24 protein-coding genes and 1 tRNA gene are annotated in these 21,917 nt (G+C 63.9%); 6 read left to right on the top strand and 19 right to left on the bottom strand.

Annotated elements, in window-relative coordinates:
* Positions 1-64: 64 nt before the first annotated feature.
* The 3 genes from N415_RS13805 to N415_RS30695 form a co-directional block, all read right to left on the bottom strand.
* Positions 65-430: a GtrA family protein gene (locus N415_RS13805; RefSeq protein ID WP_152531379.1), complete on the bottom strand. Its 366-nt coding sequence runs from the start codon at positions 428-430 to the stop codon at positions 65-67.
* Positions 431-532: 102 nt separating this feature from the next.
* Positions 533-1,012, bottom strand: a complete 480-nt coding sequence (locus tag N415_RS13800) for a GreA/GreB family elongation factor (protein WP_068182422.1) — start codon at positions 1,010-1,012, stop codon at positions 533-535.
* Between the two features lie 171 nt (positions 1,013-1,183).
* Positions 1,184-1,723 carry a 6-carboxytetrahydropterin synthase gene (locus tag N415_RS30695; RefSeq protein ID WP_161630307.1) on the bottom strand — a complete coding sequence of 180 codons (540 nt, stop codon included), beginning with the start codon at positions 1,721-1,723 and terminating at the stop codon, positions 1,184-1,186.
* Between the two features lie 470 nt (positions 1,724-2,193).
* Here N415_RS30695 and N415_RS33220 point away from each other — a divergent pair, with 470 nt between their 5' ends.
* On the top strand, positions 2,194-3,174 hold the full coding sequence (locus N415_RS33220; protein WP_275450755.1) for a DivIVA domain-containing protein: 981 nt from the start codon (positions 2,194-2,196) through the stop codon (positions 3,172-3,174).
* 165 nt (positions 3,175-3,339) lie between these two features.
* Here the strand turns inward: N415_RS33220 and N415_RS13790 are convergent, their stop codons facing one another.
* The 6 genes from N415_RS13790 to N415_RS13765 are packed head-to-tail and all read right to left on the bottom strand — an operon-like array spanning position 3,340 to position 8,806.
* A complete protein-coding gene (locus N415_RS13790; RefSeq protein ID WP_068182420.1) occupies positions 3,340-3,669 on the bottom strand; it encodes a hypothetical protein in 330 nt (109 codons plus the stop codon).
* A gap of 44 nt (positions 3,670-3,713) precedes the next feature.
* On the bottom strand, positions 3,714-4,544 hold the full coding sequence (locus N415_RS13785; RefSeq protein ID WP_068182417.1) for an ABC transporter permease: 831 nt from the start codon (positions 4,542-4,544) through the stop codon (positions 3,714-3,716).
* The gene (locus tag N415_RS13780; RefSeq protein WP_068182414.1) at positions 4,541-5,467 is read right to left on the bottom strand and encodes a glycosyltransferase family 2 protein; all 927 of its coding nucleotides are present in this window, start codon (positions 5,465-5,467) and stop codon (positions 4,541-4,543) included. The genes N415_RS13785 and N415_RS13780 overlap by 4 nt, the downstream gene beginning before the upstream one ends.
* Entirely contained in the window at positions 5,464-6,273 is an 810-nt protein-coding gene (locus tag N415_RS13775) for an ABC transporter ATP-binding protein (protein WP_068102519.1), read from the bottom strand. Before N415_RS13775 ends, N415_RS13780 begins: the two co-directional genes overlap by 4 nt.
* A gap of 4 nt (positions 6,274-6,277) precedes the next feature.
* Complete coding sequence (locus N415_RS13770; protein ID WP_152531377.1) at positions 6,278-6,823, bottom strand: bacterial proteasome activator family protein; 546 nt, start codon at positions 6,821-6,823, stop codon at positions 6,278-6,280.
* Positions 6,824-6,835: 12 nt separating this feature from the next.
* Positions 6,836-8,806 carry a DUF6541 family protein gene (locus N415_RS13765; RefSeq protein WP_068182410.1) on the bottom strand — a complete coding sequence of 657 codons (1,971 nt, stop codon included), beginning with the start codon at positions 8,804-8,806 and terminating at the stop codon, positions 6,836-6,838.
* Positions 8,807-8,928: 122 nt separating this feature from the next.
* Here N415_RS13765 and N415_RS13760 point away from each other — a divergent pair, with 122 nt between their 5' ends.
* Positions 8,929-10,125, top strand: coding sequence for a cysteine desulfurase-like protein (locus N415_RS13760; protein WP_068182403.1), 1,197 nt, complete (start codon positions 8,929-8,931; stop codon positions 10,123-10,125).
* Between the two features lie 114 nt (positions 10,126-10,239).
* Here N415_RS13760 and N415_RS13755 read toward each other — a convergent pair whose 3' ends face one another.
* Positions 10,240-11,208 (bottom strand): NAD(P)H-quinone oxidoreductase, encoded by a 969-nt coding sequence (locus N415_RS13755; protein ID WP_068182402.1) that lies wholly within the window; start codon positions 11,206-11,208, stop codon positions 10,240-10,242.
* Positions 11,209-11,245: 37 nt separating this feature from the next.
* Here N415_RS13755 and N415_RS13750 point away from each other — a divergent pair.
* Together N415_RS13750 and N415_RS31905 are read left to right on the top strand one after the other, a co-directional pair.
* A tRNA-Ser gene (locus N415_RS13750) sits at positions 11,246-11,335 on the top strand.
* A gap of 997 nt (positions 11,336-12,332) precedes the next feature.
* Positions 12,333-12,494, top strand: coding sequence for a hypothetical protein (locus tag N415_RS31905; protein ID WP_161630306.1), 162 nt, complete (start codon positions 12,333-12,335; stop codon positions 12,492-12,494).
* Between the two features lie 680 nt (positions 12,495-13,174).
* Here N415_RS31905 and N415_RS30675 read toward each other — a convergent pair.
* The 9 genes from N415_RS30675 to N415_RS13705 form a co-directional block, all read right to left on the bottom strand.
* Entirely contained in the window at positions 13,175-13,810 is a 636-nt protein-coding gene (locus N415_RS30675; RefSeq protein ID WP_081665240.1) for an ImmA/IrrE family metallo-endopeptidase, read from the bottom strand.
* A gap of 54 nt (positions 13,811-13,864) precedes the next feature.
* Positions 13,865-14,254, bottom strand: coding sequence for a helix-turn-helix domain-containing protein (locus N415_RS13735; RefSeq protein ID WP_068182393.1), 390 nt, complete (start codon positions 14,252-14,254; stop codon positions 13,865-13,867).
* 280 nt (positions 14,255-14,534) lie between these two features.
* Complete coding sequence (locus tag N415_RS30670; RefSeq protein ID WP_081665239.1) at positions 14,535-14,888, bottom strand: hypothetical protein; 354 nt, start codon at positions 14,886-14,888, stop codon at positions 14,535-14,537.
* A gap of 86 nt (positions 14,889-14,974) precedes the next feature.
* A complete protein-coding gene (locus N415_RS13730) occupies positions 14,975-16,003 on the bottom strand; it encodes a site-specific DNA-methyltransferase (RefSeq protein ID WP_068182384.1) in 1,029 nt (342 codons plus the stop codon).
* Positions 16,000-16,977, bottom strand: coding sequence for a replication-relaxation family protein (locus tag N415_RS13725; RefSeq protein ID WP_068182382.1), 978 nt, complete (start codon positions 16,975-16,977; stop codon positions 16,000-16,002). The genes N415_RS13730 and N415_RS13725 overlap by 4 nt, the downstream gene beginning before the upstream one ends.
* Positions 16,974-19,175, bottom strand: coding sequence for a type IV secretory system conjugative DNA transfer family protein (locus N415_RS13720; protein ID WP_068182380.1), 2,202 nt, complete (start codon positions 19,173-19,175; stop codon positions 16,974-16,976). Before N415_RS13720 ends, N415_RS13725 begins: the two co-directional genes overlap by 4 nt.
* 420 nt (positions 19,176-19,595) lie before the next feature.
* The gene (locus N415_RS13715; RefSeq protein ID WP_068182378.1) at positions 19,596-19,805 is read right to left on the bottom strand and encodes a hypothetical protein; all 210 of its coding nucleotides are present in this window, start codon (positions 19,803-19,805) and stop codon (positions 19,596-19,598) included.
* A 55-nt stretch (positions 19,806-19,860) separates the two neighbouring features.
* A complete protein-coding gene (locus N415_RS13710; RefSeq protein WP_068182376.1) occupies positions 19,861-20,112 on the bottom strand; it encodes a hypothetical protein in 252 nt (83 codons plus the stop codon).
* The gene (locus tag N415_RS13705; RefSeq protein WP_068182375.1) at positions 20,112-20,480 is read right to left on the bottom strand and encodes a hypothetical protein; all 369 of its coding nucleotides are present in this window, start codon (positions 20,478-20,480) and stop codon (positions 20,112-20,114) included. Before N415_RS13705 ends, N415_RS13710 begins: the two co-directional genes overlap by 1 nt.
* Before the next feature lie 125 nt (positions 20,481-20,605).
* On the opposite strand from N415_RS13705, the gene N415_RS13700 reads away from it, so the two are divergent.
* Complete coding sequence (locus N415_RS13700) at positions 20,606-21,124, top strand: hypothetical protein (protein WP_068182374.1); 519 nt, start codon at positions 20,606-20,608, stop codon at positions 21,122-21,124.
* Between the two features lie 452 nt (positions 21,125-21,576).
* Positions 21,577-21,858 carry a hypothetical protein gene (locus N415_RS13695; RefSeq protein ID WP_152531376.1) on the top strand — a complete coding sequence of 94 codons (282 nt, stop codon included), beginning with the start codon at positions 21,577-21,579 and terminating at the stop codon, positions 21,856-21,858.
* Positions 21,859-21,917 lie beyond the last annotated feature (59 nt).

Raw genomic sequence — 21,917 nt, 5'->3', positions numbered from 1 at the left:
CGGCGACGATGCGGGACGCTTGCGTCCCGCTGAGGAGGCGGACCATCCGATCTGGCCAGGTCGGTCAGCGGAGGCGGAAGATAACGGCTCGCTGCACGATGAAGTTGATCACCGTGGCCGTGCCCTGCGCGATCACGAACGCGACGGGTATCGCCGAGCTGCGATAGTGCAAAAGCGACAGGCAGAGGTGGTTGAGGCCGACCTGCACCGAGAACGTGATCGCGTAGAGGACCATGACCGCGACGAATCGCGCGGTGCTGGGCGCCGCCTGAAACGTCCATCGGCGGTTGATCAGGTAGGCGGTGATGGTGCCGATGATGAAGCTCGTCGCCTTGGACAGGTCGACCTGCAGTCCCACCAGCTTGTAGAGCACCAGGTAGAGGCCGAAGTCGACGATTGCGGCCATACCGCCGGTAGCGACGAAGCGCATCACCTGCGTCGTCAAACCCACGTGTGGGCGCGCAGGGGCGGCTTCAGGGTCCGGCGGGATCATTGCGGCGAGTCTATCGGGGCCGGCGCCACCCGCAGCGGGCTAACGGGGCAGCTTCACCGCGATGAGCTCGACCTGGTTTTCCCCTTGCGGCGTCGTGTAAGTCACCGTGTCGCCGGCTTTGCGGCCCGCCAGGGCCTGCCCCAACGGGCTGCGGGCGGTCAAGGTCTCGGCCTCGCGGCCGATGGGGGTCTCTTCGACGATGGAAATCACGTGCATGGTGACGACTTCACCGTCGGGGAACCGCAGCGTGACCTCGGTGCCGCCGGGCAGCGTTTCGGAGTCGTCCGCGGGCGACGGTCCGCTGCGCAAGCGGCGGTCCAGTTCGTTGATCCGGTCGCCGAGCACGACGAGCTCGTCCGCGCGTTGTATCGCCTCGGCCGCGTCTCCGTGGTCGCCGACCATGCCGCGGTCGTTTTTGACCTCGACCTCGAGGCGATCACGCCGCTGCTTGAGGCGGTCCAGCTCCGCGGCGAGGTTTTCCCGCGCCTCATCCGCCGCCGACTTGGCTTTTTTGCTCACGTCAGTCGACCCGATCCTGTCTGCCGTCACTTGCTGACCTGTAGCGCTACAGTGTTGCACCACCACCAGGGCAGCCGCCACCTTACGCGCAGGGAAACTTGGTTGTTGTACACATACCCAGTAGTGCGGCGAATCTATCCTCGTTTGCTGGTGGGCGCTCATTTCGCGCGGTCACGCCCAGCCTGCGGCCCGTATCGGTCCTGCCGTGAGGGTGACCACGTTGTTGCGGCTTTCCCGCGCCTCGATCCGTGACACCCACACCCGGCCGCCGGTCGCCAGCGCAACGATCCGTTCGGCGGTCTCGAACACCCAGGCCGCCGAGCCCTCCATGCCGGTGTTCTCCATGATTCGCAGGTCGATGACGCCCCGCTCGGCCAGCAGTTCGAACAGGTCGCGCTGCGGGTCGTCTCGTGCGATCAGGGTGGTGTGGTCGAACTGGTATCGCAGTGCCGACCGGACTTCGGCGATCGCGCTGCCGTCCACCACCAGGCCGGTGCCGGGCTCGGTCTCGGCGCAAGCGAATTCGATTTCGAAGGCCCGCTCGTAGCCGTGCAGGAAGAAACGCTTGCCCCGATTGGCCCACGAGCGATGGCAGCACGGGAACTCGTGGAACAGCTTGCGCATGTGGAACCGCGCCGCCCGGCCGATCGGTGTGTCGGCGCGATGGATGGTGGCGACGTACACGTCGTCGTCGAAAGCGATGTGATTCATGAGTGCAGCGTCGGGTCGGCGCCTCGACGGATTCTTGGAAGATTCTTGGCGCGTCAGAAGGGCCGTAGCTCGTAGCTGGCGGCGATGCGCCTCGTTCACGCCGCGCTCCCAGCTGTTCCTCGCGGCGCGCTCCTGGGCGCGGGTTCGTCGCCGGGTGGGCATCATGGGTCCGCGGTGTTCTCCCTCCGGCGCTGCACTCTTCGGCAGCAATTAGTGCTCCCGTTGGGACGGCGAGGGCCGGAAACAGCAGCGTGCCAACGGGTTTGGTGGCTTACTCTCGCCCCGACGGGGGCGTACACACCACGATGCCGTCGGGCTCATGACTATCCCGCCACCCGACTGCACCGGCATAGAAGTTTTTGAGCAGGTGGTGGGACGGATCGGCTAAAGAACACTTCAGCCCCACAAGGACCGATGGCGGTGCCTGCGATTTCTTCCCAGCCCCGGCCTGCCGGTGCGACCATATGCCTGTGGACGCGGACGATCCCGAGGAGCGCATCACCGATCTGGAACGTCAGCAGGTTGAGTCGGTGGCCGCTGGCGAGGATCACACAGTTCAGCAGCCGCCATATATCTCCGGTAAGCGGCAGGCGACCGGACCGAGGTGGAGTCGCGCGCAGGGCTTCGGCGCCTCATCTGGAATTGAGTCTCAACCGAGCCACGCTGCGCCGCGCCCCAAACGACGGCGGCTCAAATCCTGGGAACTATTACTTGTGGCCATCAGCGGGGCGGCGTCGCTGTACTTATTCGGACTCGGCGCGCACGACGTCTACGGGTATCGTGTCGGCACACCCACGACGGCGAGAGTCATCGACTGCACAGTTCACAATCGGAGTAAGAGCTTCATCCGAAAATGGGAACATTGCGTCGGCAAATGGAACGTCGGCGGAGAGTCGCACACCGGCAAGATCCACGGAGACCGCTATGGTTATCAAGTCGGCTCGTCGGTCGATGTTCGGGTGCGTGGCGACGAAGCCTTTACGTCAACCGGGGCAAAGTGGCCCTTAATCGGCGGGACCGTTATGGCCGGCCTCTCGGTGGCGTACGTCTGGATTCGGCGCCGCGAAAAGGACGGTGCGCGTGCCGCTCCGACGATTCGAGCACCCAACGACTCCTTGCCCAATCGCAGTACGAGCATGCCCGCGGGCGCACCCGAGTTCATGGCTAACGCTGCGCTTGGCGGGTTAACGGCTTCCGCTGTTCGCAGCGTGGCATTTAGCAAGCCGCCCCTGGGAAGACGCGGATATAACCAAGACGAGGTTGACGCTTTTCTTGACCGCGTCCAGACGAGGCTGCTCAATCCAAGCATTGGTTATCCCACTGCAGCCGACGTCCACAACTTTGCGTTCAGCAAGCCGCCCTCTGGAAATCGTGGATACAACCAGGACGAGGTTGACGCTTACCTTGTGCGTGTCGAAGCGGAAATCAGGCGACTAGACGGCACACGTTAGCTACCGATCGGCGTCGTCGTCCGGCGCGCCTCTGGCATCCAACTCAACGATGGCCGCGAACTCCCACGCACAGGCCACATCTGCGCGCGCCGCGTCGATGATCACTTCCCCAGCCTGCGTCGGTCGCTGTATCCGCCCGGGTCCGACCAAACAGCGAAAAAGGGGTTACGGACCTGGGTCGCCCTCGATGAGCATCGGGGCCACCTGCCGGTTGACTCCGCCGTTGCTGACCCAGGGTTGGGAATTCGGGCTCATGATGCCGAACATGAAGTGGTGGCACGCGTTCATGTCCCAATCCGGCGTCCCGCCGCTGGGCTGCGGCAAGGGCATGTCAGGGCACCAGATATAGCTGCACGCGTGGTGGTTGCATATCGATTTCGGATAGGTGAAGGCGTGCGCCGTCCCCGTGGTGAGCCCAAGGGCGGCGAGCGCGGCACCACCCGACACCAGGGTGCCGGCGGCTGCGCGCCTGATGCGGTGAGCGTTGGTGTTCATGCCGCCATCAAACGTCGACCGGGTGCCTACCGATCGCAAAAAGACTAAACCCAGTACGGCACCCGGGCGCGGTACTGCCGCATTCCGAAGGCTGCCAGCAGCCAGCCGATGACCGTCAGCGCCAACACAACCACCCAGTGGCGCAGTTCCTGGTGGGCGCCCAGCAGCGGGGCGCGAACGATGTCGAGGTAATGCAGCAGCGGGTTGAGTTCGACGATGCTTGCCCAGTGTCCGGCGCCCTGCTGCCGCAACGTGTCGTCGTTCCAGATGATCGGCGTCATGAAGAACAGCAACTGCACGACCGAGAACAACAACGGACCGATGTCGCGGTAGCGGGTGGCCAGGATGCCGAAACACAGTGACACCCAAATGGAATTGAGCACGATCAGCGCCAAAGCCGGGATGACCGACAGGTCGGCCCACGACCACGGCTTGGGAAAGATGATGGCGACGACGACGTAAATCACGATGTTGTGTGCGAACAACAGCATCTGCCGCCACACCAGCCGGTAGACGTGCACGGAGAGCGGCGTGGGCAGCTGCTTGATCAGCCCCTCGTTGGCGACGAACACGTCGGCGCCCTCCAGGATCGATGCGTTGATCAGGTTCCAGATGATCAGCCCGAGCGTGACGTAGGGCAGGTGGACCGCCAGGTCAAGGTGGAACAGCTTCGAATACAGGCCACCCATCGCGACCGCCGTCGTCCCGGTGGCGATGGTGATCCAGAACGGTCCCAGCACCGAGCGGCGGTAGCGCTGTTTGATGTCCTGCCAGCCCAGGTGCAGCCACAGCTCGTGGCGACGGAAGCCGTCGACCAGGTCGTTGCGGGCGCGGGTGAAGGTCCGCGACTGCGCGGCGGCGTCAATGAAGGTCACGCGGTCCCTCCCGGCTTGCCGAAGCGCTCGCGACGCCCCAAGCGGCGCAACCGAATCCAGTCGAACAGGCCCTTGGGGTCGCGGCGGGTCACCAGGAAGAACCAGCCGAATCGGACCCACTCCTGGAACAGCAGCTTGCGCAGGCCCGGCTGCGCCATCAGGTAGCCGCGGTTGCGGTAGGTGAAGAACCGCTTGGTGGCGTCGTCGGGATACTGCGTGTGCATCCGGCCGCCCAGGATCGGCTTGAACTCGTCCGATCCGCACGGATGCAGGTAGACCGCGTCCAGGCAGGTGCCGAACGGCAGGCCGGAGCGAACCAGCCGGCGGTGCATCTCCACCTCGTCGCCGCGCACGAACAGCCGCAGGTCCGGCACGCCGATCGACTCCAGCGTCGACGCCTTGAACAGCGCCCCGTTGAACAACGACGCGATCCCGCGCAGCAGATCCTGCCCTTCCTCGGTGCGCAATTCGCTTGTGCGCCTGCGCCATACCAGGCCGCGCCGCAGCGGGAACGCCAGCCGCTCCGGATCTTCCATGTTGCACACCATCGGCGACACCTCGGCCAGGCCGTACTTCTCGGCGCAGGCCAGCAGCGTCGCCAGCACGTGCGAGTCCTGGGGCCGGCCGTCGTCGTCGGCGAGCCACACCCAGTCGGCGCCCTGCGCCAACGCGTGCAGCATGCCCAGCGCAAAACCGCCCGCGCCGCCGAGGTTTCGGCGCGAGCTCAGGTAGGTCGTCGAAATGGGTTGGCCGGCAACCAGATCCCGGACGCGGCCGGACGTGGCGCCTTCGCCGGAAAAATCATTGTCGACCACGATCAGGTGATCGGGCAGCCGGGTCTGGCTACTGAGCGCGTCCAGCGATTTGGCGAGCTCGTCGGGGCGCCGGTGGGTGACCACGACGGCGAAGACACTGTCGCTCATGGCTGCCCGGCGGTTTCGGCCAGCACCTCGCGCACGTGCCGGGCCGCGTCCTCGCCCTCGTACGCGCGCACCACGTCCTCGATGCCGCCCGACATGCGGATGACGCCGTGGTCGATCCACATCGCCGTCTTGCACAGCCGGGCCAGGAACTCGTTGGAATGGCTTGCGAACACCAGGATTCCGGAGCGCTCGACCAGGCGCTGCAGCCGGGTCTGGGCCTTCTTCAGGAAGTCGGCGTCCACCGCACCGATGCCCTCGTCGAGTAGCAGGATCTCGGGGTCGATGCTGGTGACCACGCCCATCGCCAGGCGGACCCGCATCCCGGTGGAGTAGGTGCGCAGCGGCATCGATAGGTAGTCGCCGAGCTCGGTGAACTCGGCGATCTCGTCGACCTTGGACATCATCTGCTTTCGGGTCTGCCCGAGGAACAGGCCGCGGATGATGATGTTCTCGTAGCCCGAGATCTCCGGGTCCATGCCGACCCCGAGGTCGAACACCGGCGCGACCCGGCCGGTGACCTTCGCCCAGCCGCGGGTGGGCTCGTAGATGCCCGAAAGTAGGCGGAGCAGAGTCGATTTCCCGGCGCCATTGTGGCCGACGAGACCGACCCGGTCACCGAGCTCGAGCTTCATCGTGATGTCGCGCAACGCCTCGACGACGACAACGTTGGAACTGTTACGACCGATCGTGCCGCCCGCCTTGCCCAGGAACGCCTTCTTCAGCGACCGCGATTTGGCGTCGAAGATGGGAAATTCCACCCACGCGTCGCGCGTCTCGATATGCGGACCCGGCCCCGGCAGCGTCATGTGCTTACAGGTATTGGCCGGTGCCCGAACCCGGGCCGTGGCCCGACCTGATACCCGGCGGGAGCGCCCCCTGGCGCATCTGCTCCAGTTGCGCGCGGGCGGCCATCTGCTGGGCGAACAGCGCGGTCTGGATGCCGTGGAACAGCCCTTCCAGCCACCCGACCAGCTGCGCTTGCGCGATGCGCAACTCGGCGTCGGACGGCGCGGCGTCCTCGTTGAACGGCAGGGTGAGCCGGTCGAGCTCCTCACGCAGTTCCGGCGCCAGGCCGTCTTCGAGCTCGCGGATGCTGGTGGCGTGGATGTCGCGTAGCCGGTTGCGGCTGGCCTCGTCCAGCGGCGCGGCGCGCACCTCCTCCAGCAGCTGTTTGATCATCGTGCCGATCCGCATCACCTTGGCGGGCTGCTCGACGAGGTCGGTGAGGGAGCGCTCGTCGGAGTCAGCGTCACTGTCGGCGTCGTGGAGCGCCATGATCCGCGGGTCGACGCCGCCGATCACCTCGATGCCGTCGGCGTCCGCGCCGTCGTTGCCGTTAGTCAATCCGTTCACCATCCTCTTATGCGTCTACGGGGGCGGCGCCGCGCTGTCGTCGCGCCATTCGAAGATTCGAGCCCCGCCATTGTCGTAGATCATCGTCCACGACTTCGACTTATCCAGAGACACTAGTCCTTCGGGTGTGGCAAACCCTCTGACGTTGGGCGCGCTAGTCAGGATGTACCTGATATTGAGCGCTTTAATCGCCTCGACCACCTTGGGATCGGATTCACCCCTGCGTGCCGCAATCCAGAAGATGTAGCGGTAGTAGCCCGGACCCGTCTGCTGTGGGAAGTCGTAGTGGGTCCACAGCGGGTGGAGGTCGGCCACCGCGTACATCCACGCGGTGCCGTCGACGTTGGAGTTGCCGATCAGGGTGTTGCGGGCGCCGGGCAGCTTGGCCAGATACGCCATCGCCATCAGGTCTCGCTGGTCGATGATCACCGAGTCGTACTTGTCGCCGAACAACACCAGGTGCCGGTAGAGATATTGCCGGCCGGCGACCAGGACGGCCGCCACCAGCAGGAACGCCGTCGCCGCGGTCCAGACCGGGGAGGGCAGGCGGGTGAACCGCTCGGTGAGCCGCTTGGCGAGGGCGACGAAGCCCACGACGATCGCGAACAGCGCGATGCCCGCCATCGGCGTCACCAGCATCGTCACCACCGCCGAGAGCCGGCGCGGGTCGTTGTAGAAGAACTGGCTGAACACCTCGATCGCGCGGCCGAGCGGATTGCGAAACGGCGCCCCGGAATAGATCGTCGCCACGGTCAGCACCACCCAGACGGCGGGTGGCCACCAGATCCTCTTGTACAGCAGTATCGCCATGCCGATGAACGCCAGAAACACCAGGCTGTATTGGGTCGGGAAGTCGTTGAGGTGGCGGGTGTGCAGCAGCAGCGCGTCGATCACCCCTTGCTTCACGCTCTTGAAGCTGGGGAACGCGTGCCCGGCGATGATGTCGGCCTGCCGCAGCACGCCGAGGAATTGCGGCGCCAGGATCGCCGCGGTGGGCACGGCCACGGCGGCCAGGGTCAGCGCGTCGGTGAGACGGCCGCGCACCGGATGCCACAGCGCGTCCAGCAGCCACCAGGCCAGCAGGAAGAGGATGACGATGAACCCCCCGGTCAGGTGCACCGAAAGGACGCCCACCAGCGCCAGCACGGCCGCCGGGATGCGGTCGCGGTGCCGCAGCGTCGAGGCGATCAGCACGAACGTCGGGATCGCGACGCCGTACGCGGCCAGGTTGGGCATCGCCGCGACGCCGAACTCGACGTAGGGCACCGAGGTGAACGACGCCGACAGCGCGGCGGCGGTGGCGGACACGCTTGCGGCGCGCCACTGGCTGCTGATGGGGCGCAGCAGGAACCAGGTGAGGGTGGCCGCGCTGGAGGGAAACAGCCAGACCGACGCGGCCAGCGAGTTCAGGGTGTAGCCGGTGGTGGGCGCCGCGCCGGTGAGCTGACAGTAGACCGCGGTCAGCGCGTGGAACACCGACGGGTAGTAGAGCGGTTGGTGGGTCTCGACGTTGCGGAGTTCGCCCATGTGGGTCGAGGACGCCTGACCGGTGTCGAGCATGAAGCGCACCTCGTTGGCGTGCCAGACGGCGTCCCAGGTGCTGGGGATGGACTGCCAGTGCGTGAGGCCGCGATAGCCGGCCCACATGATCAGCGCCGCGCCCAACAGCACACCGGCGGCCACCGTCACCGCGGGCCATCGGCTGACGCCGCGAGCCTCGGCCTCGGGGTCGCGGTAGCGGGCGAGCGCCAGCTGCAAACCCGTCGCCACCACACACACCACCGCCAGCGCGGCGAGCGCGGTCCATCCGTTCCACGGGATGCCGAGCGCACCGAGCGGGATAATCGCCAGCGCCACAACGCCGTACGTCAGCGCAGGACCAACCGCGATGGCCACCGGCCATGTCAGCTGCGTGATGCGCGCGACTATCACACCCGGCGCGATCAGCAAGAACAGTGCGATCAGCGTTCCGGTCCACAGTCCCACTGGACTAGTATGGCCGCCCGGGTGACTCGGCTCGCCAAGCCACCATGCGGCTTGGATCGCCGAGGGGGCACCCGCTACCGTCACAATTTTCGCGAAATTGCGGAAGCCTTAAGGTGGCTGTCATGGCTTACGACGTCGCCCGGGTGCGCGGACTGCATCCGTCGCTGGGTGACGGGTGGGTGCACTTCGACGCGCCGGTCGGCATGCTCATCCCGGATTCCGTGGCGACGACGGTGTCGACGGCGTTCCGCCGGTCCGCCGCCACCATGGTGGGGGCGCACCCGTCGGCACGGCGCAGCGCCGCCGTGCTGGAGGCCGCGCGAGCGGCCGTCGCCGACCTGTTCAACGCGGACCCGGCGGGTGTCGTGCTGGGCGCCGATCGCGCCATCCTGCTGTCGTCATTGGCCGAGGCGTCGTCGTCGCGGGCCGGCCTAGGCTACGAGGTGATCGTCAGCCGGCTGGACGACGAGGCCAACATCGCGCCCTGGCTGCGCGCGGCACACCGCTACGGCGCCAAGGTGAAATGGGCCGAGATCGACATCGAGACCGGTGAGCTGCCGACCTGGCAGTGGGAGAGCCTGATCGGGAAGTCGACGCGGCTGGTCGCCGTCGCGTCGGCGTCGGCGACGCTGGGCACGGTCACCGATCTGCGGGCGATGACCAAGCTGGTGCACGAAGTGGGCGGGCTGGTGGTGGTCGACCATTCCGCCGCGGCGCCGTACCGACTGCTCGACGTCAAGGAGACCGATGCCGACGTCGTCGCGGTCAACGCCCTGGCTTGGGGCGGTCCCCCGATCGGCGCGATGGTCTTTCGCGACCCAGCGCTGATCAACTCGTTCAGCGCCGTCTCGTCCGACCCCCAGGCCGTCGGCCCGGCGCGCCTCGAGGTCGGCGCCCATCAGTTCGGCCTGCTGGCCGGGTTGGTCGCCAGCATCGAGTACCTCGCGTCGCTCGACGAGTCGGCCCGCGGCAGCCGGCGCGAACGCCTGTCCGTTTCGACGCAGTCGGCCACCGCGTACCTGAACCGGGTGTTCGACTACCTGATGGTGTCGTTGCGGTCGCTGCCGCTGGTGATGGTGATCGGCCGGCCCGAGTCGCAGATCCCGGTCGTCAGCTTCGCGTTGCAGGACGTCCCCGCCGAGCGGGTGGTGCAACGCTTGGCGGACAACGGCATTCTCGCCGTCACCAACGAGAGCTCCCGCGCGCTGGACGTGCTGGGGGTCAACGACGTCGGCGGCGCCGTCACCGTCGGCCTGGCGCATTACTCGACGACGGCCGAGGTTGACCAGCTGGTGCGGGCGCTGGCGTCGCTGGGCTGAGCGGCTTTTCGTGTGCACTCACGGCTTTTCCGTGTGCACACTGCGCGGCCCTCGTCGGCGTGTCGTCGCCGTGAGCGCACACGCGACGCCCTGGACTCACTCGCAATGCCGTGACTAGACGGTCAGCACGATCTTTCCGGTCACCTTGCCCGCCACCAACTGCTGGTGCGCCTCACCGGCCTGCTGGATGGGCATGCGCGCGCCGATGATCTCCCGGACCTTGCCCTCGGCGATCATCGGCCACACCGACGCCGTCACCGCCTGCACGATCTCGGTCTTGCTGTTCGGTCCGGTCACCGGCCGGGCCCGCAGCGTGGTGCCGATCACCCGCGCCCGCTTGGCCAGCAGCTTGCCGATGTTGAGCTCGCCCTTGATGCCGCCCTGCATGCCGATGATGACCAGCTGGCCGTCGGTGGCCAGCGCGTCGATGTTGCGGTCCAGGTACGCGGCGCCCATGATGTCGAAAATTACGTCAGCTCCGCCGTTTTCCTGCAGGCGCGCGACGAAGTCCTCGTCGCGGTAGTTGATGGTGATCTCGGCGCCCAGCTGCCGGCAGAACTCCAGCTTCTCCGCCGACCCGGCGGTGACGGCCACCCGGGCCCCCAGCGCCCGCGCGACCTGGATCGCGTGGGTGCCGATGCCGCTGGCTCCGCCATGCATCAGCAGCAGCTGCCCCTTGCCCAGGTGCGCGACCATCACCAGGTTCGACCACACCGTGCACGCCACCTCCGGCAACCCCGCGGCGTCGACCAGGTCCACCCCGTCGGGGACGGGCATCACCTGGCCGGCGGGCACGGCGACGTATTCGGCGTAGCCGCCGCCCGCCAGCAGCGCGCAAACCTCTTGTCCGACCGGCCATTCCGTCACACCCGAGCCGGCGTCGGCGACGACGCCGGACACCTCCATGCCGATGATCTCGCTGGCCCCCGGCGGGGGCGGGTACTTGCCGGCCGCCTGCAGCACGTCGGCGCGGTTGACGCCGGCCGCGGTGACCTTGATCAGCACCTCGCCCGGGCCGGCGGTGACATCGGGCACCTCTTGCCAGGACAGTTGGTCGGGGGATTCGGCGACAATCGCGCGCATGACGGCGACGTTACTAGTCCCCGTTACCCTTATGGGCGGTGGCGTGGCAGAGCGGCCTAATGCACTCGCCTTGAAAGCGAGAGACGGCTAAAACCGTCCGGGGGTTCAAATCCCTCCGCCACCGCCAGATGAGTCACGTTGGAACCCCCGACGAACGTAAGTTCGACGGGGGTTCTTGCATGATCCCGCCGATTATTTCGACGATTCTGGGCGATCTTGGCGCGATTGGGGCGTCCCGGCGGCGTCCGAACGATACCGGCCAGGTCCCGTCGTCTGAACTGTCCCAGGCCGCCCAACGTGGTCGTTAAGGTGGTCCCGTTCGTCGGTGTGCCGACCCCACACAAGGCAACGTCGGGGTGGTAGCCGAGGACCGCATCCACCACCTCGGTGAGTTCTGCTTTCTCAACGAGAGGTTCCTGCGGTGTCCAGCCGTTGCGTGTTGGGCCGTCATCGCGGCTGTCTACCTCGAACCGCTCGAACATTGCAGTGTTTAGGAGTTGCCGCTCTTGCGGTACGGCCTTGTCGTAGGTCGTTCTGGCCTTTCGAAGTAGCGCTAAGACGCCGTCGAGTCGCTTTAGGATTATGCCCCTCTGTATATCTGATGCCGCGATCAACCGTCTGGCATCAGCGATTTCAGCCGCCACGGCAGTCTGCCGCTGTCTGAGGTCCTCCACCGGCATAGCATCCGCCATGTACGCGTCAATGAGTTTCTTCTTCTGGCGTTCCAGTTGGATGAGTCGGCGCCGCTGTTCTGCAGCGAGCCTTTCCTGCTCGGCAAGCATGAGATCGAAGTCCTCGGTCACCCGGTTCCTGATGCCGTCGAGGTCGGTGCTGGCGAAGCGAATACCAGACCAAATGGCCGCAATCTTCTTCTCGATGGCCTTCACCGGCAGATAGGGCAGGTCGCAGTCTGTGCGGCCCGTGTGCCGTCCTAGGCAAAAGAAATATTCGTACTGGCCGCCCTTGCCTTTGGACCAGCCATAGCCGATCTTCCCGCCACAACGTGCGCAGAGCAGACTGCCTTTGAGGTAGTGCGTATGCCGCCAGGAGCGGTCTCCGGCGATGCGCCGGCAAGCAAGGACTTCTTGCACTTTCTGCCAGGTGATCTCATCTACTAATGTCGGATGCTTGCCGTCGAAGAGAAGACCCTTGAAGCGGATCTGCCCGCGGTAGTACGGCTGGGTGAGCATGCGGTGGACCTGGGCGTGGCTCAAAGGCTGGCCGGCATATTTGGTCGTGTCTTTGGTCTTGAGTCCTCGTTCTTCCAAGGCATCGCGCAGAGCTGAAATGCTCCACTCTCCGGTGGCGTACCGAGCAAAAGCCCACTGGACGTGCGGTGCGCGATCCTCGTCGATTACGACGCTCTTGATCTCCTTCCCATCGATCCGCTGCGTTGTATTGAGGTACCCGATTGGCGCCCAGCCGGGCGTCCCTCCGCGTCGGACCTTCTCCTCAAGCCCTTTACGAGCCTCTGTAGACAGATTCTTTGAGTAGAACTCGGCAAATGACGCCACAATGCCGTGCATCAGTGTCCCAGCAGGGGTTTCGTCGATTTGCTCCGAGACGGAGACCAGGGTCGCACCGGCCTTACGGATGCCCAGCAGGATGGCAACGTCGTCGGCACGGTCACGAGCGAGGCGGTCCAGCTTGTGCACGATGACGTAGTCCACGGATGGCAAGGAGCCGTCCGCCAGACGTGCCAGCATCGCTTGCAACCCGTCCCGATCTGCCGAGCGAGCCGACGCGCCAGCATCCACATACTCCTCGACCGCAACAGACCCGAGCTCACCGGCCTTCTTGATGCAAGCTGTGCGCTGGGCCGGGATGGAATAGCCTTCGGCTTCACCATCTTTCGATGCTTGGCGCGCAGTGGAGACACGGAGGTAGATGATGGCGCGTTTGACGCCCTGAGCCTCGCCGTTATCGAGGACCGCATTGTCAACGTTTACGACATCAGGACCGCTCACTATGCTGTCTCCTCTGGCGATGTTTCCGGCTCCGGTGTGTTAGTGCTGTCCGCGACGGGCGGGCATGGTGTTCTCTGAACCAGCCGTGTTTGGCGAAGCCGCACACTAATTGCCTGCTCGCTGACACAGAACAGCTTTGCGAGGTCGCAGGTCTTGTGTACTCCGTTGTGCCAGGCACGCGTGAGTAACCGGCGCGGAACGAGCAGGCAACCGGCGAAGTAGTCGGCAACGCGCTCTGCCTGGGTCTCAGCGCTCGTTCTTCGGCTACCGCGATAGAGCATGCGCCGGCTGCCGTGGTCGATGATGTGCTTGAACTCATGAGCCAGAGTGAAACGGCAGCGGCAGCGTGAGTCGGACCGCGACAAGTGGATTACCCACGTCCGCCGCTGCTTGTCCCAGAAGCTGGCGCCCGAGGCGACGCTCTTGATTAATTCGATCTTCACATTTGGCAGTGTCGTGATGACCTCTGATGGCACAGAAGGTTCAGTGATCCTGCTCAGGTTGAGAAGCTTGTTGGCTTGGAGTTCGGCGATTCGCAGGGCCTCGGCGTAGGTGATGTTGTCCCGGTTTGGGATGATGGCTCGAAGTGCGCCGAGTACGTTGGCCGAGCGTCGTTGATTAGTTTGATGCGACATGATCCCACCTCCTTTCCGCTATGTGGTGCGGGGTAATTACGTTGCGCTATATCGTTATTCGTCTTCGCCGTCGAGCGGGCCATCGTTGGGATCGAAGCTGATTCCATGCTTGCGCGCGACGTCGTTGAAGTAGGTCTCAATTTCTTGCACTGCGGCGGGAGGTAACTCTCGGTATTTAGTACGCAGGTATGGGCGGATGGTCGGCAGTTCTTGGGGCGTCACCCATGGGGCAATCGCGAACAGCTCGCTCGCGGGGATGCCCAACACGTGGCCGATGGCTTGCAGGCTTTTGGCTTTCGGGCTCAAGATTTGTCCATGCTCGATGCGGGATACGGTCGCTTTGTCGACGTGTGCGCGGCGGGCGACTTCGCTGGTACTAAGACCAGCAGCCACTCGCTTTGAAGTGATGAGTATTGCAAGCCGTGTTATCTGCTGTGGCTTCATTTCCGTTGTCTCTCTTTGCATTTACTATTCTATTTTATAATTTTCGTTGCATCGGGGCAACGGAATGCCGCGTCGCCTGGACGCGAAATTTGTTGCAAAGGACAGGATTTCCTTCTCTCGCGTCTATGGGTGACCGGGCAGTTGCGCTCGTTGTGAAACAGTCCACGATGCCCCTTACGGCTATCGGCTTGTGGTTGTGCGGACCGGGGAGCAGTGAGCATCGGGCTCGATCTGCTCCCCGGCCCGGATTCCGGAGGGGTGCTGATTCGGTTCAGGCCGATCAGTTCTCCGGCGGGCTATCACCTTTCTGACCGCGACGTGCCGGCCGTGACTGTCCTGCCGTGTCGTCGGAATCACCGCTAGATCCAGGTGGTTCCGTCGTGAACAGGCTGGCGATGGCCTTCTGCCTTGCGGCGGCTTCACGCTCGATTTCAGCGCGTGCCGCGTCGGCGCGGCCTCGGAGTTCCGGATCTTCCTTCGACCGAGCGATGTGCCCGGTGATGGCGATCTGGATCTCGTCGGTGATAGTGCCCTCACGCAGTTGAGCAATGAAGCTCAATTGCGCATGTACATCGGGTTGGAGCCGGATGCCAAGGGTCTTCACGCCTTTGGCTGACTCATCGGGTGTGGACATAGCGACCTCCTCGGTGCTGTGCGGCCGGTAAGCGCGTGGTGCGCTTACGGGAACGACCGCATGACACCGATGAGGCCTGTGGCTTGTCATGCTGCTTTTTCTTCCGGCTGTCGACGCCCTCGCGCGTCGAGAATCCGACGCTCTGCCATGGCGGCGAAGTCTGGATTGAGCTCGATGCCTAGCCAATCGCGTGCAAGCTCCTCGGCGGCGATGGCGGTAGTGCCGCTGCCAATGAACGGGTCAAGCACAAGACCAGGCTCGCTCGTAGTACGGCACTCGCACGTTGGTACCAGCGCTGCTCGGATAGCGGTTCCGCCGATGGCGCGGATGACTCGTCGTCGCCACGGCAGCCGGCATCGGGTGCAGCGGGCCTCGGGACAGCCAGCCTGAATCGCTCGGCTGGCCAACCGAACTGGGAAGGTCGCGTGATGGGCACCGCGGAAGCTACTGCTGGGAAGCAGCCAGACGTCGCCCGGGTTCTTGCCTAGTGGATGCCCGACGCGGCCAGCGGCTTTGATGGCGTCGAGGCCGGTAGCGGTGTCGCTATTCGGTCCGCGCCATAGTTCAGCGTCGCGCCGCTCAGCGACGTACGGCTTCCTCAGGGACGAGCGGTGCGGTTGGCGAACCGCGTCAAGGTCGAAGAAATAGCTGGGCTGTTTCGCGAAGACATAGACGAACTCATAGGTGCAGTTGAGCCGGTCCTTGATGCTGGTCGGCATTGGATTGGTCTTGGCCCACACCACCTTGTTGCGGACAGTCCAACCAGCTCGCTGCAGCCGCAACGCGAGCCGCTCCGGGGCCATCAGCAGACTTTTGCGGTCGGCTCCTTGTGAGGGGTGCGTCGCATAAGTGTCGCCAAGGTTGAGCCAGAAGGTGCCCGTGGGCACCAGCACGCGGTGAATCTCGGCGCTGATCGCTGCGAGCCGATCGGCCCACTGATCGACATGTTGTTCAAGCCCTATCTGCCCGTCCTCCCCGTAGTTGCGCAGCCGGAAATACGGCGGACTGGTCAGCGCCATGTCGATTGAGCTGTCCGGAAGCTCGCGGAGGCGGTCGAGGGCGTCACCCACCAGCAGCTCGCGGCGAGGGACTTGTGTTGGGGGGAAGGCACTCATACGGCGCCTCCACGCGTTAGCAACGGGATCAGCTTGTCTGGCGCGATGATGCGGAATAGTGCAGCGGGCAGATTGCGGTCGTTGTCGATGGCATCACGGAGGGCAAGCCGCCGCCGCTCGGCCTTGGTCGGGTCGGGATGGGTCATGCTCCACGCGACGAGCGGAAAGCCGCTGCCGTCAGCTTGCTCAGTTCCCGTCCGGCGGTAGGCCTCGTAGTCGCGGCATTTCTTCAGCACCGTCGCGATGCTCTCTGTCCCGAGATCCAATTCGACAAACCAAGGATTGACGAAGTCGCTACCCGGCGTGGTCGCGATCTCGATGTAAAGATCGGCCTTCAGGGCGAGGCGAGCACCGCCGAGGCCAACAAACCGGCGCCAGGATGCTGGCTCGACCAAGCACTCAACGAGTTCAAGCTGCGCTTGCCGATCAGCCTCGATCAGCGCCAGATGAGTGTCAGCGATCGCCAGGCGGTGGTGCACGAATCGTTGCGACCAGTTGAAGAAGCGGCGCGACCCCCTGCCTGACCGCCCGTCGAGCAGCTGATCGCCCACAACATCGATGTAGTGCACCATGCCCGCGGACCCGCTGCGGACGCCACCAACCCGCCGGTTGGTGGCACCGAGGAGGCGCAGATTACGCATCCGCGCCAATGCTCGCCGGGCCAGTCGTCCACCAGTTGCCGATGGGTGATCGGCGAAGTAGAAGGCTTCGATTTGGCGAACAGTTAGGAATTGGTGCTCTGCAACGGATCGCAGTATTGCTAGGTCGCGTTCGCTCAGTCGTTCCCGCAATGCCTCAATGTCGTGGGACTGGGTCCGGCGCTTCTTCGTCTGCTTCGGGGGTGTGGTGCCCGTATGGGCACCATCATTCGCCAACCCTGACTTGTCATTTATTGAGGTCAGGGGCGGTTTGTTACTCAAGCGGATCGGATCACCGATTGGACCGGCATGATCGTGGTTGTCTTCTCGTCTCATGCCTGCCTCCGTCGCCGTTTCGGTCCGCCCATCTCATCTGATTTCTCCGCTTTGGCTGCACCACTGAGGAGTTCGGAGAAGCCGGTTTCGATGTCATCGAGTGGTTGGCCATAGCGCTCCCGGCTCAGTCGCCGGATCTCGTCCGGGTCGCTGGTTTTGGGCGGCGGTGCGCTGGTGATACCGGAAGCCCACGGCTGCACGGCGTTGTCGCGTACCAGGCTCGCGTAGACGTGGTACGCGGGCAGCATGCCGAAGTCCTCGACGCTCAGCACCGATTGACCGGCCACCATCTCCTTGGCATCGCCGGGCCGCAGCTGAAAGCAGATGCGGGAACGGGCGTTGTTGCGGAAGGCATCCAGCATGGCCGGCGGCAGCTGCTTCTCGTACTGGTGCGCCAGGTGGAAGCCGGCGCCAAGGCCGCGAGCCGTGGCGAGTGCATCACCAAGGTCGGTTGGCAGGCGCAGGTAATCCTGGACTTCGTCGATATAGACCATGAGCGGCGTGCGGGTCCCTTCCGATGTTCCGGCTCGTTCGCGGATGGCTTGCCAGAGTTCGGCTACGACTAGTGCCCCCAAGAGTTGCGCGCTTTCGGGGCCGATGACGCCCTTTTGCAGCGGCACCAGTAGCACCTTGTTCTCGGTCAGGACTTGGCGGATGTTGAACTTCGGTGAACGCTGAGCCAGCACCGCGCGGAGCTGTTTGGTCAGGAGCGGTCGCAGCTTGTTGCTCAGCGGTGCGACGGTCGTCGCGATGGCTTCCGGCGAAAGGCTGTCGAACCATTGCCAAAAGGGCCCGGCCGCATAGGGGTCGTCGCGCATGGTGTGCTGCGTGAGCGAGCGGCGAAAGCCGGGATTAGTCAGCAGCAGCGGCAGCATCACCAGCGACGCGTCGTCGCGCCGCGCGAGCACGTCGAGCGAATTGCGAAGAATGTCGGCACTACGCGGACCGAGGCTGTCGCCATGGATTGCCTTAAAGGTGCCAAACAGCGCGTCGGCAACGACCTCAGGTTGGCGTCCATCACGGTAGCGGCTGTCGAGCGGGTTGATGCCGACTGGCGCCACGTCAAAGGGGTCGACAAGCACGATGTCTTCCTTGCGGTGCTCGGGGACGCGGGCCAAGATGTCGCGGACCAAATCCTTTGGCTCGACGACGACAATCGGCCGACCGGCCTCAAGGTCTTGGACGATCAGGTTGAGCAGGAGCGTCGATTTGCCAACACCGTTGGGACCGATCACCCACGTGTGCCGGAGTGCATCAGTGACGCTGTAGCCGACTGGGCCTTCAGCGCCTGGCGCATTGGCTGTTGCCACAACGCGTTCACCCGTTTGCACGGCCCCGCTCGGTCGCACAGGTTTCGGATGCCGTGGTGGCTGGCCCGGAAACGGCTCATCGCGATCGGACACGGGCCAACCGGTGAGTCGCGCAACCTCCGTCACTGTCAGATGCTGCGAGCGAGTGAACATCGACCACGTTGAACGTGGGGCGTTGATTTCCCGCGGCTTCTCAGGTCTGAGCTTTAGGTGCACGCCTGGTGCTTCCGCAGTCCGGATTGCCGCCGCCAGGCCAAGCAGTAACGTACGACGCCGGTCAGCCGTGGCAGCATCGACGCCAATCCGCAGTGCCGCTCGGAAGCCGTGTTGGCCCAGCTTGTGGGCCAACGCCTGCCGGGAATCAGGTCGTTGCTCGGGGAGGACGCCGTGGAGCACCTTCGAAAGAACCGGTTGATCGGCGCGGTTTGGCGCTGGGGGACCGAGCAATGGCTGGTAGCGCGGACCGAGCACGATTTGAATGACCATGCGCTCGCCGCGCTGAACTGCGGTGAGGGCGTGGAGGATTGACCGGCCCGCCGCCACCGGGTCTGATGGTTCAAGCGGTCGCGTGGTGGTGGTCAGTTGCAGCCGACGCGCAGTGCTGATCTGCTCTCGATCGCCCGGTTCGTAACTCGTCACGATCGAGCCCTCAACGAGGTCCTCGACTGACCGGCGTACCTGTTGTGCGTGCCGCAGTTGGCTGCCAACTAAGTACTCAACACCGGTGACATCCGAACGAGCCTCAAGGATGAGTTGGGGTGCATGGTCTTGAGCCGCCCAATGCCTGAGCAGACCAACGGCTTTCGCTTCCTGGAACGGCTGCTGAAAGAAGAACTGCTGCCAGAATAGCGAGTCGGCGGTGAGCGGAACGTCTAGTTGGTCAGTCATGACCGACCTCCACGTCTGATCCTTTTGAAGGATTGTCTTCGTCTTGTAGTTCGTCCGGCGCCCAGTCGGCTATGGCCGCTTTGACCTCAGCGTCTGCTTCGGCCTCGCGCATGGCTATGGCGATGACTGCCCGACTGAGCTTGGGCAGATCGGGAGGCTTCCGTCTGACCCCGAGAACGACAGTGCGTCGCTGCGCTTTTCGTGTGCCGCGTGGTCCGCGGCGTTGGTTTGATCGTCCTGTTTTAGACATGGCTATCCTCCCTTTGTAAATTCGGTGAGTTGGTGAATGGCGCTTAGCGTTGAATCAAATCAACGGGCGCACATTCCTACTATGCGTTGCTTCGATGCAACGCTCAATGACTTTGGTACATAACACAACACCGAAAGGAACAGACGTTCTTGATACGAAATGTCATGAAATCACCAACGGTTTCGTATTGTGCGGAACACAACGATTCCCGCCCCGACGACCAGGCTGATGAGCGTGAGCGCGCCGACCACAACAACCAGCGCCGGCAAGATGTCCGCGAGCAGCTTGACTGCGCAGTAGAGCGCGATCGCTGCGGCCAGGATGCTGAAGCACCAGCCGATGAGCCGGTCGACGAAGTGACCCGGTCCCGAGCTATTCACGGTCCACCCCGATGATTCGGAACCGCTTCATTTCGACTGGCTGCGCAGTAGGGAATCATTCGGTCACGACCCACCGCTCGACGCTCGTATCGTCTTGAACCGTCGACCCGTCCTGTCCGGCGGCCGACGCGACGGCTTGCATCGCACGGATCACCTGCTGGGCACGACGGTCCATCGCCCGCTTTTCCTCGACGAGCTGTTGGCTGATCTGGCGCAGGCGCTCGATCAGCGGGTCAACCGGTGGAGGTGCGGCCGCCAGGCAGGTCACGCCGTTCCACAGATCCTCGAAGCAGGGAAGCGCAGCCATTACCGGTGACATCCCCGCATCGCGATGTGTGCGATCTCGCCGGTGTTGTAGGCCGCCTGCATTTCCCGGATGGTCATGGCGAGGCCTTCGCGGCCGCCTTCGAAGTGTCGCGCGGCGTCATCAACCTCCCGTGCGTTACGCATGGCATGGATGGTGCACTCCTCACGCATGTCCGCCTCGGCATTCTCAGCTAGCCGACTGAGCTCGAGCTGGTGTAGGTGCTCCCGCACCCGGTTGAAGTCCTCGCGGGCACGGACGATGGACTGGCGGTCCATCTGCGCCACCTGTCGCGCTTCCTTTGAGAACGGCGGTAGTGCGGGGGGTAACTCTGGCCTGCGCTGCTTCATCGGCTCCAGTTCGTACGTCATTGTGAGTCCTTTCTGGTCAACTTCGGGCCATCAGTGAATGCGATATCCCCTCGTCATCCATGGTCCTCCCGCTGATGTCGCATTTTCTGGGCGTAGAATGGTAGATATCAGGGCAGAATCGGGTTATGCCGGAACAAGAGCGACGCGGAGCACTCATCAATGAGCTGAAGATCGTTCGCAAGACCGGCCTGCACCGGCTGCGGGAGCGCATCGATGAACTGCCCGAGCTGTCCAAGCTCGCGACGGCGACGATGGGGGCTGGCAGCGCTGACGACATCGAGCGGATGCTTCGACACGCTTTCACGTCGTATGCCGAGGGCGCGCAGGGCACGGCTATCGGCATCTTGTTCGGCCTTGAAATAGGACGTCGCGGTGCGAGACCCTCTGTCCTACGCGAGGTCGCGGCGAAGCGGCTCGGCTATGACTCGGTCGAAACGTTCCGAAAGCGGCCGGAGTACAACGCAATTGCGTATTTCGCCGATCTATTGCATCGGCTTGCGGTCGACGCCAATAGTCAGAAGCCGGCTGATGTGAACAAGATCGATCACATCATGTCGTTGATCACGGAACTGACCATCCCCGAGTATTGGGAGCTCACTCGGCGCGTACGGCAGCTATTCGCTGCCGGATCCCAAATGAGCTGAGCAAAGGCCCGGCTCGGCTGTCGATGTATCGCCAGGTCATGCACTGATCTGGCGCGGACGTGCGGTGATGATGGGAGCACCCAGGCGAGTTCGGAGTCGGGAGCGCGGTAGGTCGTCAATCGGGTCGTCGCCTCAGCTGGGGAGGGCTCGTTCTGTGCCAGGGCGAGTACACGAAAGGCGACGTGAAAGCGGCACAGCGAGTACGGCGTGCGTAGAGGCATAGCCCAGCGAACACACATGTCAACGATGCGTCGAGGCAGTCCCAATGTCGGTGGTCTCCATTACGGTTGGCCTGTGTGGGTCAAAGGTGATTGCCCCTCGCTACCCGCACCGTCGCGGCACGCGTGGCGTACTTCGGCGTGGCGTTGTATTTTTCACCCTATCTTTCACACCGATTAAACCTGATAATTAATGCCAGATAAATTGAGAAAACAGTATAGCGATTTGAATATATGGAGCAGAATCCGAAAACAATCGAAGAAGCAGGTGAAGGAGAAATGGCAACCCCAACCATGACCATTTATGAGATGCGCCCTGTCGATGGCATCTTGCGACTTCAGTCTATTGTGCTAGCTGTGAGGAGATTACTCCAGGATAAGGGTCCCATCAGCCGCGATGATCTTCATGCGGAGCTCGAGAACGAGAGCCAATTCAAACCTGCGGAAGTGGATCTGGCATTGACCCATGTGAAGCACACTGTGGACGAGAACGACGTCTTTGCTATTTACCCCTAGGGACCTTGGCTATGGAGTACTTGCGATTACAGCGCTGGTTATTGGTGAAACACGAAAGT

The organism is Mycobacterium sp. UM_CSW (assembly GCF_000455205.1).
Taxonomy (GTDB): Bacteria; Actinomycetota; Actinomycetes; order Mycobacteriales; family Mycobacteriaceae; genus Mycobacterium.
This window is presented reverse-complemented; position numbering and strand designations above follow the sequence as displayed.

What these genes read in the sequence shown, in the direction of transcription:
- N415_RS13805 (WP_152531379.1), bottom strand. Translation starts at nt 430, where the DNA reads ATGCGCTTCGTCGCTACCGGCGGTATGGCCGCAATCGTCGACTTCGGC.
- N415_RS30695 (WP_161630307.1), bottom strand. Translation starts at nt 1,723, where the DNA reads ATGAATCACATCGCTTTCGACGACGACGTGTACGTCGCCACCATCCAT.
- N415_RS13790 (WP_068182420.1), bottom strand. Translation starts at nt 3,669, where the DNA reads ATGAACACCAACGCTCACCGCATCAGGCGCGCAGCCGCCGGCACCCTG.
- N415_RS13780 (WP_068182414.1), bottom strand. Translation starts at nt 5,467, where the DNA reads ATGAGCGACAGTGTCTTCGCCGTCGTGGTCACCCACCGGCGCCCCGAC.
- N415_RS13775 (WP_068102519.1), bottom strand. Translation starts at nt 6,273, where the DNA reads ATGACGCTGCCGGGGCCGGGTCCGCATATCGAGACGCGCGACGCGTGG.
- N415_RS13770 (WP_152531377.1), bottom strand. Translation starts at nt 6,823, where the DNA reads ATGGTGAACGGATTGACTAACGGCAACGACGGCGCGGACGCCGACGGC.
- N415_RS13760 (WP_068182403.1), top strand. Translation starts at nt 8,929, where the DNA reads ATGGCTTACGACGTCGCCCGGGTGCGCGGACTGCATCCGTCGCTGGGT.
- N415_RS13755 (WP_068182402.1), bottom strand. Translation starts at nt 11,208, where the DNA reads ATGCGCGCGATTGTCGCCGAATCCCCCGACCAACTGTCCTGGCAAGAG.
- N415_RS31905 (WP_161630306.1), top strand. Translation starts at nt 12,333, where the DNA reads ATGCTTGCCGTCGAAGAGAAGACCCTTGAAGCGGATCTGCCCGCGGTA.
- N415_RS30675 (WP_081665240.1), bottom strand. Translation starts at nt 13,810, where the DNA reads ATGTCGCATCAAACTAATCAACGACGCTCGGCCAACGTACTCGGCGCA.
- N415_RS13735 (WP_068182393.1), bottom strand. Translation starts at nt 14,254, where the DNA reads ATGAAGCCACAGCAGATAACACGGCTTGCAATACTCATCACTTCAAAG.
- N415_RS30670 (WP_081665239.1), bottom strand. Translation starts at nt 14,888, where the DNA reads ATGTCCACACCCGATGAGTCAGCCAAAGGCGTGAAGACCCTTGGCATC.
- N415_RS13730 (WP_068182384.1), bottom strand. Translation starts at nt 16,003, where the DNA reads ATGAGTGCCTTCCCCCCAACACAAGTCCCTCGCCGCGAGCTGCTGGTG.
- N415_RS13725 (WP_068182382.1), bottom strand. Translation starts at nt 16,977, where the DNA reads ATGAGACGAGAAGACAACCACGATCATGCCGGTCCAATCGGTGATCCG.
- N415_RS13720 (WP_068182380.1), bottom strand. Translation starts at nt 19,175, where the DNA reads ATGACTGACCAACTAGACGTTCCGCTCACCGCCGACTCGCTATTCTGG.
- N415_RS13710 (WP_068182376.1), bottom strand. Translation starts at nt 20,112, where the DNA reads ATGGCTGCGCTTCCCTGCTTCGAGGATCTGTGGAACGGCGTGACCTGC.
- N415_RS13705 (WP_068182375.1), bottom strand. Translation starts at nt 20,480, where the DNA reads ATGACGTACGAACTGGAGCCGATGAAGCAGCGCAGGCCAGAGTTACCC.
- N415_RS13700 (WP_068182374.1), top strand. Translation starts at nt 20,606, where the DNA reads ATGCCGGAACAAGAGCGACGCGGAGCACTCATCAATGAGCTGAAGATC.
- N415_RS13695 (WP_152531376.1), top strand. Translation starts at nt 21,577, where the DNA reads ATGGAGCAGAATCCGAAAACAATCGAAGAAGCAGGTGAAGGAGAAATG.